At 37.9% G+C, this 12,657-nt stretch carries 13 protein-coding genes; all 13 read left to right on the top strand.

Features of this window, described 5'->3' with window-relative positions; genetic code table 11:
• The first annotated feature begins 255 nt into the window (after positions 1 to 255).
• The 13 genes from pgeF (at position 256) to IEU51_RS03165 (ending at position 12,653) form a co-directional block, all read left to right on the top strand.
• A complete protein-coding gene (gene pgeF / locus IEU51_RS03225) occupies positions 256 to 1,020 on the top strand; it encodes a peptidoglycan editing factor PgeF (RefSeq protein WP_186086934.1) in 765 nt (254 codons plus the stop codon).
• Positions 1,017 to 1,646, top strand: a complete 630-nt coding sequence (locus IEU51_RS03220) for a YggS family pyridoxal phosphate-dependent enzyme (RefSeq protein ID WP_186086937.1) — start codon at positions 1,017 to 1,019, stop codon at positions 1,644 to 1,646. Before pgeF ends, IEU51_RS03220 begins: the two co-directional genes overlap by 4 nt.
• Positions 1,647 to 1,656: 10 nt before the next feature.
• Positions 1,657 to 2,142: a cell division protein SepF gene (locus tag IEU51_RS03215; RefSeq protein WP_186086940.1), complete on the top strand. Its 486-nt coding sequence runs from the start codon at positions 1,657 to 1,659 to the stop codon at positions 2,140 to 2,142.
• A 20-nt stretch (positions 2,143 to 2,162) separates the two neighbouring features.
• A complete protein-coding gene (locus IEU51_RS03210) occupies positions 2,163 to 2,462 on the top strand; it encodes a YggT family protein (protein ID WP_186088363.1) in 300 nt (99 codons plus the stop codon).
• Between the two features lie 38 nt (positions 2,463 to 2,500).
• On the top strand, positions 2,501 to 3,289 hold the full coding sequence (locus IEU51_RS03205; RefSeq protein ID WP_186086943.1) for a YlmH family RNA-binding protein: 789 nt from the start codon (positions 2,501 to 2,503) through the stop codon (positions 3,287 to 3,289).
• Positions 3,290 to 3,556: 267 nt separating this feature from the next.
• Entirely contained in the window at positions 3,557 to 6,295 is a 2,739-nt protein-coding gene (gene ileS, locus IEU51_RS03200) for an isoleucine--tRNA ligase (RefSeq protein ID WP_186086946.1), read from the top strand.
• Positions 6,296 to 6,304: 9 nt separating this feature from the next.
• Positions 6,305 to 6,787 carry a signal peptidase II gene (lspA, locus tag IEU51_RS03195; protein ID WP_186086949.1) on the top strand — a complete coding sequence of 161 codons (483 nt, stop codon included), beginning with the start codon at positions 6,305 to 6,307 and terminating at the stop codon, positions 6,785 to 6,787.
• Complete coding sequence (locus IEU51_RS03190) at positions 6,777 to 7,682, top strand: RluA family pseudouridine synthase (RefSeq protein WP_186086952.1); 906 nt, start codon at positions 6,777 to 6,779, stop codon at positions 7,680 to 7,682. The genes lspA and IEU51_RS03190 overlap by 11 nt, the downstream gene beginning before the upstream one ends.
• Before the next feature lie 206 nt (positions 7,683 to 7,888).
• A complete protein-coding gene (pyrR, locus tag IEU51_RS03185) occupies positions 7,889 to 8,407 on the top strand; it encodes a bifunctional pyr operon transcriptional regulator/uracil phosphoribosyltransferase PyrR (protein ID WP_308808173.1) in 519 nt (172 codons plus the stop codon).
• Positions 8,408 to 8,426: 19 nt separating this feature from the next.
• Positions 8,427 to 9,734, top strand: a complete 1,308-nt coding sequence (locus IEU51_RS03180) for a solute carrier family 23 protein (RefSeq protein WP_186086958.1) — start codon at positions 8,427 to 8,429, stop codon at positions 9,732 to 9,734.
• Complete coding sequence (locus IEU51_RS03175) at positions 9,734 to 10,651, top strand: aspartate carbamoyltransferase catalytic subunit (RefSeq protein WP_186086961.1); 918 nt, start codon at positions 9,734 to 9,736, stop codon at positions 10,649 to 10,651. Before IEU51_RS03180 ends, IEU51_RS03175 begins: the two co-directional genes overlap by 1 nt.
• Complete coding sequence (locus tag IEU51_RS03170) at positions 10,608 to 11,876, top strand: dihydroorotase (RefSeq protein WP_186086964.1); 1,269 nt, start codon at positions 10,608 to 10,610, stop codon at positions 11,874 to 11,876. The genes IEU51_RS03175 and IEU51_RS03170 overlap by 44 nt, the downstream gene beginning before the upstream one ends.
• 45 nt (positions 11,877 to 11,921) lie before the next feature.
• Positions 11,922 to 12,653, top strand: a complete 732-nt coding sequence (locus IEU51_RS03165) for a dihydroorotate dehydrogenase electron transfer subunit (protein ID WP_186088364.1) — start codon at positions 11,922 to 11,924, stop codon at positions 12,651 to 12,653.
• Positions 12,654 to 12,657 lie beyond the last annotated feature (4 nt).

Here is a 12,657-nt window from a genome sequence, read left to right as displayed (position 1 = left end):
TACGTCCAGCACAAGTTGAGCGCACACCACAACCACGCCAAACGTTCGAAGAGCGTGAAGTTGTTGATGAGAATAACTTTGAAACTTCTAGACCATCATTTGATGAAGAACCAAGAGTACGTCGCGAAGAAAAGAACGATACAGACGTTCCATCATTCATTCGCGGTAGACGTAACCGTAGAAGATAATCTTATTTAAAGTACTCACGGAGATATTGATTTCAATATCTCCGTTTATTTATATAGGAGGACTATTATGTTACAAGATTATAAACATTTTGTTGGTGTAAATAATAGAGACTTATGTTTTGGTTATACAAAACGTCTATATGGGTTTAGCGACTATCCTAAAGATGCATTCAACATGGCACTGTATATAAATGATGATTTAAACAATGTACATAAACACCAAGAGATTTTGGCAAAAGAATTAGATTTTCAAACGGAAAATTGGATCATTCCAAATCAGCGTCATAGCAATAGAGTCGTAGAAGTAACATCAAAAGATAAAGGTACGAATGTTAAGACACTTAGTGACGAACTCATGAATGTGGATGCGATGTATACGTATGAGAAAGATATTCTTTTAGGTATGAACTATGCAGACTGTACGCCTATTTTTATCTACAGTACGAGTGATAGTTTTATTGGTGTCGCACATGCAGGATGGCAGGGTACAAAATTAGAAGTTCTAAAAGAGTTACTTAGAGTGTACAAAGGAAATATCAAAGATTTACGTGTTGTTATAGGTGTAGCAATCAATAAAAACAGCTATGAAGTTGATAGTAATGTCGTCGATGGCACTTGGGATATACCTAGTAGTGCAATCGATATATATGGTGATAAATACTTGCTTGATTTAAAAGAAATCAACCGTAAACAAGCAATTGATTTTGGATTAGATGAGTCACAAATACATGTCACACACTATGGCACAGAAATGGATGAATTTTTCTCATATCGATTAGAAAAAGGAAACACTGGCCGTGCACTCGGATTTATTGGAAGGAGATCTAAATGATTAAAGAAAATTATGATCAAATTTTAAATGAAATTGGAGAAGACGTAACGGTGATTGCTGTTACGAAATATCATTCGACAGAGGAATCATTAGAAGCATATGAAGCTGGAGTGCGTAACTTCGGTGAAAACAGAATCGAAGGATTCATGGAAAAGCGCGAAGTGATTCCTAGAGACGGTGAAATGCATTTTATCGGAACACTACAATCTAGAAAAGTAAAAGACGTCATCGATGATTTACACTATCTTCACAGTCTAGAAAGGAAATCAATAGCCAAACGTATTGAACAATATGCCCAACATGAGGTAAAATGTTTTATACAAGTAAATGTTTCTGGTGAAGAAACAAAACATGGTTTAGAACCTTCTGCAGTAAAAGATTTTTTAGAAACTTTAGAAAAATATTCTAAAGTTAAGGTCATTGGATTAATGACAATGGCACCTGAAACAGATAATGAAGACGAAATACGTAACTGCTTTAAAACGCTACGTGAATTACGTGATGAACTATCCGAAACGTATCCTTCTATTACTGAACTCAGTATGGGCATGAGTAATGATTATAAAATTGCCGTAGAAGAAGGTGCAACTTTCGTTCGCATTGGAAGTAAATTGATGGGAAGATAGGTGACTAAATATGGCAATTAGAAAAATGATTAAAGACTTATTCGTTGTTGAATCCGAAGAAATGAATGAAGTAGGCACTAAAAAAGTTCATGATTCTGATAAAGTGACTTCTGTAAACTTTACCGAGACTACTAAAAAACGAGAACGTCCACAAAGAGAAATGAGACAACAGTCTAAACCTAAAGTAACAGAAGAGAAAAAACAAGTGCTTGGTGGGAATAATAAAATGAGTGGAATCAATTCTAAAGTATGCCTATTTGAACCGTATGTTTTTGCTGAAACTCAAGATATTGCGGATGAATTAAAGAACGATCAAACAGCGCTTGTAAACTTAACACGTTTAGACAGAGATGCTAAAAAACGTATCATCGACTTTTTAAGTGGTACAGTATATGCGCTTGACGGAGATATTAAGCGTGTAGGAACAGATATTTTTCTATGCACACCAAATTCAGTTGGCGTAGAAGGAGAAATTTCTGATTCTGACAACGCGTAAGGAGATTTAAATTGGATAATATGCAAATCGCAAGAATTGTTGCAACAATATTTGATATATATGCTATTCTGTACCCAATATTTTCATGGGGATTTATTATATATATATTATCAAGCTGGGTTCCTGGACTTAGAGAATCTAGATTTGGTGAAATTTTAGGACGTGTTTATGAACCATTACTAGAACCGTTTAGACGCATTATTCCTCCACTAGGCGGAATGCTCGACCTTTCACCACTTGTATTTATCATAGTTTTACAGTTGTTTAACTATGGAATGCGCTCAATTTTTGCTACAATTATAAATGGACTATTAACATAGAGACAAGTTGTTCTCTATGTTTTTTTATAGGAGTAAATATGGAAACTATATTTCAGCATTTTAGACCAGAAGAAAAAGAAAAAATAATAGAGATTTATTCGAAATTTGAAATCGCTGAACGTGACTACTATCCAGTGCTGCTCGATTTTTTAGATCCGAGAGAGCGCGTAATCGTAAATAATATTAGTGGTCACTTCGAAGACCTTACTGTCGAATATTATGGTGGTGGGAACAGTGAAGACAGAGAACGCATGAGAGCTGTCATTTATCCTAGTCTCATTCCAATCAAGTTAGACGTATTTCAAATCACAACTTATAAAATCGACTATCCTGAAAAGTTCGTAAATTTATCTCACAGAAATATATTAGGTGCCATGATGTCTCTTGGATTTGAACGTTCAAAATTAGGAGATATTGTATTTGGTGAAAGCATTCAATTTGCGATAGATTCAAATTTAAAAGATTATATAAAAATGGAACTCACTCGAATCAAGAATGCACCGATTAAACTCGTTGAAATACCATCTGAAGAGATGATTCAAGGGAATATCGAAACACACAACATGACAATTGTGGCTTCATCTTACAGAATTGATACGATTGTGAGTGAAGTACTAAAAGAAGGTCGGGCAAAATCTAAAGCAAGAGTTGAAAAAGAAAAAGTAAAAGTCAATCACTCGCTTGTCACGAACCCTGCGTTAAATATTGAGATTGGTGACATCGTTTCTGTACGGGGATTTGGCCGATTTATTGTAAATGAACTCGTGCATGAAACGAGAAAAGGAAAGTATCGAATTTCTGTAAAAGTATATGTAGAGAATGTTTAGTAGTTGACTATTGAACTAAATTTTCGCATAATATTAGTATTAGACATGCAATTGACGCTCTTTTAAATAGCGACTAGAGGACGGTGTGAGCTCTAGAAAATCGTCAAATTGATATCACTAATCCTGAACAAAAAATTATATTAAATGATAGATAAAGTGGGCGTATTAACGTCAAATAGGGTGGTACCGCGGTTTTCCGTCCCTATTTTGACATACGCTCGCTTTTTTTAATAGTTTAAAAAGAACGAAATAATTGGAGGATCATTCATGGATTATAAAGACACTTTGTTAATGCCTAAAACTGCATTTAAAATGCGTGGTGGCTTAACAACTAAAGAGCCTGAAATGCAAAAACGTTGGGCTGAGATGAATCTATACAACAAAAAATTAGAATTAAACGAAGGTAATACACCATATGTATTACATGACGGACCACCATATGCAAATGGTGCATTACACGTTGGGCATGCCTTAAACAAAATCATCAAAGACTTCATCAACAGAAACAAGCAGATGCGAGGGTTCTATACACCTTACGTTCCAGGTTGGGACACACATGGTCTGCCAATTGAACAAGCACTCACAAACAAAGGTGTAGACAGAAACAAAATGACGGTTGCTGAATTCAGAGACAAGTGTATCGAATTCGCAAACTCCCAAATCGATATCCAACGCGATGGCTTTAAACGTATGGGTGTTGATGGAATTTGGGATGATCCCTACCTCACATATAAACCAGAATTCGAAGCACAACAAGTCAGAGTACTTCGTGATATGGTTGCGAAAGATCTTATTTACAGAGGTAAAAAGCCAGTATACTGGTCTCCAGTTTCTGAATCTTCACTTGCGGAAGCGGAACTTGAATATAAAGATAAACGTTCACCATCAATCTTTGTATCATTCAAAGTTATGGATGGTAAAGGTGTATTAGATAATGACGTAAAACTTGTGATTTGGACAACAACACCTTGGACGCTTCCAGCAAACGAAGGTATTGCGGTTCATCCTGACTTAAACTACGTTCAATTTAACTATGATGGTAGTGAATATGTCATTGTTGAAGATTTACTAGACAGTTTCTTAGAATCTGTAGAGTGGGACAAAGATAAAGTGACAAGAACTAAAGAAGTTAAAGGTTCTGAACTCGAATATATCAAAGCACAACATCCATTATTCGATAAAACATCACTTGTAATCTTAGGAGATTACGTAACTACTGATGCAGGTACAGGACTTGTTCATACAGCGCCAGGACACGGGGATGATGACTATATCATTGGACGTAAATATGGATTAGAAATCCTTTCACCAGTAGATGACAAAGGTGTGTTTACGAGTGAAGCAGGTAAGTATGAAGGGTTATTCTATGATGATGCAAATAAAGTCATCACGGACGATCTTAAAGAAGCGGGCGCACTTATTAAGCTCAACTTCTATGATCACTCATATCCACATGACTGGAGAACAAAAACACCAGTTATTTTCCGAGCAACACCACAGTGGTTTGCATCAATTGACAAAGTTCGAGAAGAAATCATTGAAGCACTAGATGGTACTAAATTCCAAGTGGAGTGGAACCGTGAGCGCATGACGAATATGATTAAGAATCGTGGAGACTGGGTTATTTCGCGTCAACGTGTTTGGGGTGTACCACTTCCATTCTTCTACGCAGAAAATGGAGAAGAAATCGTTGATGTTGAAGTAATAGATCACGTTGCAAATCTATTTGAGGAGCATGGATCTAACATCTGGTTCAGTAAATCAGCTAAAGAATTACTACCAGAAGGATATACGCATCCTGGTTCACCAAATGGTGAGTTCACAAAAGAAATGGACATCATGGACGTATGGTTTGACTCCGGTTCAACACACCGTGGTGTATTAGATTATAGAGATTACCTCACATACCCAGCAGATCTTTACTTCGAAGGTTCTGACCAGTATCGTGGTTGGTTTAACTCATCACTCATCACAAGTGTTGCGTCACGTGGCGTGTCACCATATAAAGAATTACTTTCACATGGATTCGTTATGGACGGAGAGGGCAGAAAAATGTCTAAATCAATCGGTAACGTCATTGATCCAAATAAAGTAATGCAACAAATGGGTGCGGACATCTTAAGACTATGGGTAATGTCATCAGATTTCCAAGAAGACGTGCGTGTATCGGACGATATTCTTAAGCAGGTCTCTGAAGTTTATCGTAAAATTAGAAACACATTCAGATTCTTACTAGGTAACGTGAATGATTTTGATCCTAAAACAGACGCGATTTCTTACGATAACCTAGAAGATGTAGATAAATACATGTACAATGTATTTACTAAATTCACAAATGAAACATTAGATCGTTACGACGCGTATGATTATCTTTCAATCTATCAAGCGTTACAGAATTTCATCAACGTAGATCTATCTAACTTCTACTTAGACTATGGTAAGGATATTCTGTACATTGAAAAGCAAGATTCACACATTCGTCGTAGTTTACAAACAGTTCTTTACAAAGTGCTAACTGACTTAACTAAGCTACTTGCGCCAGTTCTTGTTCATACAGCTGAAGACATCTATGACCACACACCACATACAGATAAAGAAAGTGTTCACTTAACGTACATGCCTGAAAAAGGTGAAGTGGATACAGAGCTTCTTAAGAAATGGGAAACAGCTATGAACGTTCGTGATGACGTTTATAAGGCGTTAGAGGTAGCTAGAAGCGAAAAAGTCATTGGTAAGTCATTAGATGCGAAAGTATCACTCGTACTACCAGAAGGAATGACTGATCTCGGAGTAGATACTAAGTTAAATCAATTATTCATTGTTTCACAAGCTGAAATTGTTGATGAATTAACTGATGGCGAAACTTACGGAAAAACAACGATTAAAGTTGAACATGCTGACGGTGAAAAGTGTAACCGTTGCTGGAACTATGTCACAGACAAAAATCTAGTGTCTGGTAATGATGACGTATGTGATCGTTGCCGTGACGTTGTAGATAGTATGTAAGGTGCACGCATGAAAAACTATAGACTCTTACCGATGTCTATATTAGGAATAGCAATCATATTTTTAGATCAAGTGACTAAACTCCTCGTAGTTAAATTTATGGAACTCGGGGAGTCTATTCCTTTAATAGACGGATTTTTATATCTTACGTCACATAGAAACGAAGGCGCAGCATGGGGCATGCTACAAGGAAGAATGTGGTTATTTTACATCATCACAGTATTCGTTATTGTAGTACTTGTCATGTTTTATAAGCGTGAAGCAAAGACGAGTCTTTTATTACAAATATCACTAGTACTCTTAATGGCTGGTGCAATCGGGAACTTTATCGACAGATTACTCTTCCAAAAAGTGGTTGATTTTGTAGATACAGTTATTTTTGGATATGATTTTCCAATATTTAACGTTGCCGATGCATCGCTCACAGCTGGAGTTATATTAATGGTGATTCAAATTTTCTTCTTTGATAAGGGGGACAAAAATGAAAATTAATTTAACTGAAGATGCAATTGGAAAACGACTGGATCAGTTTTTAGTCCAAATCATTGAAGATACTTCAAGAACAGATGTTCAAAACCGAATTAAAGAAGGGTTAATTACTGTTAATGGAAATACAGTAAAGCCTAACTATAAGATAAAAGAAGACGACTTGATTGAATATCTGGAACGTGAACTCGTCGACTCAGAAATCAAACCTGAAAACTTAAATCTAGATATCATCTATGAAGACGAAGCGGTTGCTGTTGTGTACAAACCAAAAGGTATGGTTGTTCATCCAGCTGCTGGTAATAACAGTGGAACGTTTGTAAACGGATTGATGTATCAACTCGATTCACTTTCAGGTATCAATGGTGAACTACGTCCGGGTATCGTTCATAGAATCGATAAAGACACGAGTGGTCTTTTAATGGTTGCGAAAAACGATGTTGCGCACAGAGATTTAAGTGAACAACTTCAAAATAAAACTGTAGATAGAAAATATGTTGCTTTAGTGCATGGTGTGATTCCACATAACAAAGGTACAATTGATGCACCAATTGGTCGTAACCCTAAAGAGCGTCAAGAGATGGCGGTTGTCGATAACGGTAAAGATGCGGTTACACATTTTAATGTAATCGAGCGCTATGAAGATTACACACTTTTAGAATGTGTTTTAGAAACAGGGCGTACGCACCAAATTCGTGTTCACATGAACTATATTGGATATCCAATTGTAGGAGACCCAAAATATGGTCAGAAGACGAAGTTCAAAACAAATGGACAGTTATTACATGCAGGTACGGTTGGTTTTATACATCCAACAACAAAAGAGCACTTAGTGTTTAAGTCTGAATTACCTGTTGAATTTACCGAAGTTTTAAATGAATTAGGAGAATTTGAAGTTTAAGGTTGACTTTTAGCTCATACATGAGTAATATAATTTACGAACATAACTGAATACGAATGTGTCTTTAAATTGTGTCCAGAGAGGCCAATAAGACATGAATATATAGAGTTATAGGGGACGAGTGCGCTTGTACACCTATAGCTCCACACGACTATACTCATGTCTTCTAGGCATGAGTATTTTTTTATGATCAAGGAGGAATTATGTTGGAAAAACGAACAATTTTAGACGAAGTAGGAGTGAATCGTGCACTAACGCGCATGTCTCACGAGATTTTAGAAAGATACAAGGGAAGCGACGATGTGATCGTACTCGGTATCAAAAGACGCGGTGAGTTCTTAGCGGAACGCATCCAAGAAAAGATTGAGAGCATCGAAGGCGTGAAAGTACCACAAGGTACAATCGATATCACACATTTCAGAGACGATGCCAAGAGAGATTTAAATGCTCAAGGTGTTGAAATAGAAACAGACTTGAATAATAAGCACGTTGTTTTAGTAGATGATGTACTTCAAACAGGTCGTACAATTCGTGCATCAATAGATGCAGTACTACAATATGCGAGACCACAGAGAATCTCACTCGCGGTACTCGTTGATAGAGGGCACAGAGAGCTCCCGATTCGTCCAGATTATGTCGGTAAAAATATTCCAACTAGACGAGACGAAAACGTCAGTGTCAATATCGAAGAAGTCGATGGTGAAACAAGAGTATTTATTTCTTAAGAAAGAAGAGGCGGAATAAATGGCATATGATCAGGAAGAAATTTATGTAAGAACAGTTGAACCAAAACTTGATGTACATGAGAAACCACGTCCAAAAGATGCATTACTACTCAGTATCCAACACTTGTTTGCAATGTTCGGAGCAACAGTACTCGTACCATACTTAACAGGATTACCAGTTTCAGCAACACTGATTGCGAGTGGTATCGGTACACTACTATACATCATGATTACTAAAGGTAAGATACCTGCATATCTAGGTTCAAGCTTTGCGTTTATCTTCCCAATCACGATTGCACTACAGAGTAACAGTCTCGGAGAAGTACTCACAGCACTCTTCTTCAGTGGAGTGGTGTACGTCGTAATCGGAATAATCATTCGCTTCGTAGGAGTCGATTGGCTCATGAAGCTACTACCACCAATCGTAGTTGGTCCAGTAATCATGGTAATCGGACTTGGGCTTGCACCAGTTGCAGTCAACATGGCAATGTATGAAAATCCAAACGATATGACGGGATACAACATCACGTATATCACGGTTGCACTCATCACACTAGGTATCACAGTACTTGGTTCAATATTCTTTAAAGGTGTATGGGGACTCATTCCGATTCTTATCGGTATCGTCGGTGGATATATCACAGCGGTACTATTCGGAATTGTAGACTTTACAGTAATCAAAGAGACATCGTGGTTACAGTTACCAGAAGTGCATGTCCCGTTTAGTGATTACACGCCACAAATCAACCTAGGTCTCTTCTTAGTCATGTTACCGATTGTTTTCGTAACAATCAGTGAGCACATTGGCCACCAAGTAGTTATAAATAAAATTGTCGGCAAAAACTTCTTCAAAGACCCAGGACTACACAGATCTTTAGTAGGTGATGGTATAGCAACAATGTTCTCAAGTGTTATCGGTGGACCACCAACAACGACTTATGGTGAAAACATTGGGGTACTTGCAATCACGAGAATATTCAGCGTTTGGGTCATCGGTGGAGCAGCTGTAATCGCGGTAGTCCTTGGTTTTATCGGTAAGTTTACAGCTGTCATCACGAGCATCCCGAGTCCAGTAATGGGTGGGGTATCCATCTTACTGTTCGGTATCATCGCATCAAGCGGTCTTAGAACGCTGATTGACGCTAAAGTTGACTTCGATAATAAGCGTAACTTAGTCATCGCATCGGTCATCCTAGTCATCGGTATAGGTAAGGCACATTTAGACTTCGTCATCGGACAAATTCCATTTAACTTAGAAGGTATGGCACTCGCAGCATTCATCGGAATTGTATTAAATCTAATCTTACCTAAAGGGGAGAATGAATAATGAAAAACTTATTATCAATGGAAGACGTTAGCCCAAAAGAAATTTACGAAATCATTTCAAGAGCACAAGAAATCAAAAAAGGTGACTACAACAAGTTCTCATCAGATAAAACGATTGTAAACTTATTCTTTGAAACGTCGACTAGAACGAAATCAAGTTTCGAGATGGCGGAATACAAATTAGGTATTCACGCAATTCCATTTGAAGTCTCTCAGTCCGCAGTTCAAAAGGGAGAATCTCTCTACGATACATGCAAAACATTAGAAGCAATCGGTGCAGATGCACTCGTTATTAGACACCCTGACGTAAAATATTACGAGCAATTAGAAAATATCAATATCCCAATCATCAATGGTGGTGACGGAAGTGGGTCACACCCATCTCAATCATTACTCGACATGATGACAATGTATGAACACCACGGTCGAATTCACGGTCTTAAAGTAGTGATTGTTGGTGACATCATTCATTCACGTGTCGCAAAATCAAACGCGACTGCATTACAAAAAATGGGTGCTGAAGTATACTTCTCAGGACCAAAAGAATATCAAGACGATACGATTGACGTTCCTTACATGGAACTCGATGAAGCGGTTGAAGTATGTGACGTAGTCATGATGCTACGCGTGCAAAACGAACGTCACGACAGAAAGATGTCGATGACAAATGAAGAGTACAACGAAAAATACGGTATCAATGAAAAAAGAGTGGCACGCATGAAAGATGATGCAATCCTCATGCACCCAGCACCAATGAACCGTGGTGTAGAAATTACTGACGTATGTGTTGAAGGTGATAAGAGCGTAATCTTCGAACAAATGGCAAACGGTGTGTTTATTAGAATGAGTATTTTAGAACAACTTATCCAAGGAGATGAAGAACGTGCTCTTAAGAAAAGCAAAGTTATGGCAAGATAATTCTTTTATAGAAACAGATATTTTAATTAAAGATAAAAAAATCGAGAAGATTGACACTGACATTGAATATGATGGAGAAGTCATTGACCTTAAAGGAAAACTTGTAACTCCAGGGCTTGTGGATGTACATGTACACTTCAGAGAGCCAGGATTTGAGCACAAGGAAACAATCGAGTCAGGATCAAAGGCAGCAGCACGTGGCGGATTTACGCTTGTGTGCCCAATGCCAAACACAAATCCAATCATTGACAATGTTGAGAAATTAGATCGAGTAAACAAAATCATTGAAGATACAGCAGTAATTAAAGTTCTGCCTTATGTATCAATCACAGAAGGACTAAAGGGAGATACGCTTGTTGACTTTGAAGGGCTAAAAGAACACGGTGCGTTCGCATTCACGGATGACGGAGTGGGTGTCCAAACAGCAAAAACGATGTATGACGCGATGAAGCGTGCAGCTGAACTCGATAAGGCAATTGTTGCTCACACTGAGGACAACTCACTCGCGCATGGTGGAGCAGTTCACGAAGGTGACGTTAGCGAAAGACTTGGTGTACAAGGGATTCCTAGTCTAGCAGAATCTACACAAATTGCGCGTGACGTTCTACTTGCTGAAGCAGCAAACTGCCACTATCACGTATGTCACGTATCGACAAAAGAGTCAGTTCGAGTGATCAGAGATGCGAAACGTGCAGGCATTAAAGTAACAGCAGAAGTGACGCCACATCACCTAGTATTAGATGAAACAGACTTTACAGAGCTCGATCCAAACTTTAAAATGAACCCGCCACTACGTGGGAGTGATGATAGAGAAGCATTAATCGAAGGTCTACTTGACGGTACGATTGATTTTATCGCAACTGACCATGCACCACACCATGAAGATGAAAAAGGACAAGGTGTTGAAAAAGCACCATTTGGAATTGTAGGCATTGAGCATGCATTCCAACTCGTCTATACGAAACTTGTTAAAACAGGTGTGTTCACACTTGAACAAGTCATTGAGTGGATGACGAAAAAGCCATGTGACGTATTTAACTTAGACGCTGGAACACTTGAAGTCGGTAAAAATGCTGACATTACGGTCATTGATTTAGACGATAAAGTTACGATCACTAAAGATGATTTTGTATCTAAAGCATCGAACTCACCATTCATTGGCGAGACGCTAGATTCAGATATCTTTATGACGATTGTTGACGGTAAATGTGTGTATCAAAAATAAGAGGTGCGTTCTGTGAATTATGTATTAGAAGTGTTGTCGCAAGAAATGATTGCGGATAATATCTATAAAATGAATATCAAAGATTCAGACGATAATTTTATCAAAAAAGAATTAAAGTCACCGGGTCAATTTGTACACGTGAGAGTTGGGAACAAGACGGAGCATGTGCTTCGTCGACCAATCTCTATTTCTGAAATCGATAAAGACAAGCATTTCTTTACGATTGTCTATCGTGCAGAGGGCAGCGGGACAAAAGAGATGGCTAAATTAGAAGCTGGAGACTTTGTCGATTGTCTCGTGCCACTTGGCAGAGGATATACGATTGAAGATTTAGATCATGTGCTAATCGTTGGTGGTGGGATAGGTGTTCCTCCATTATTAGAACTTGCGAAACAGTTTAATGATAGAGGTGTTAAGACCACTCATGTGCTTGGGTTTAGATCAAAAAAAGATGTTTTTTACGAAGAAGAATTTAATACATACGGTAAAACCTATATCGTAACAGAAGATGGATCATATGGTGCTAAAGGATTCGTAACGCATGTTTTAGATACATTAAACATGAGTGATTACGATAAATTTTATGCATGTGGTCCTAAAATTATGTTAAGCGTACTAGATAATACATTACCGATTCCTGGGTTTATCTCACTAGAAGAGCGTATGGGATGTGGATTTGGTGCATGTTACGCATGTGTGTGTCAGAAAACAGATGGCACACAAGTGAAGTTATGCACGGAAGGTCCAGTATTTGAAAAAGGAGAGATTGTGCTTTGAGTAA

This window comes from Phocicoccus schoeneichii, from assembly GCF_014635565.1.
GTDB lineage: Bacteria > Bacillota > Bacilli > Staphylococcales > Salinicoccaceae > Phocicoccus > Phocicoccus schoeneichii.
Note: the sequence above shows the minus strand (reverse complement) of the source record. Positions and strands in the feature narration are given on the sequence as shown.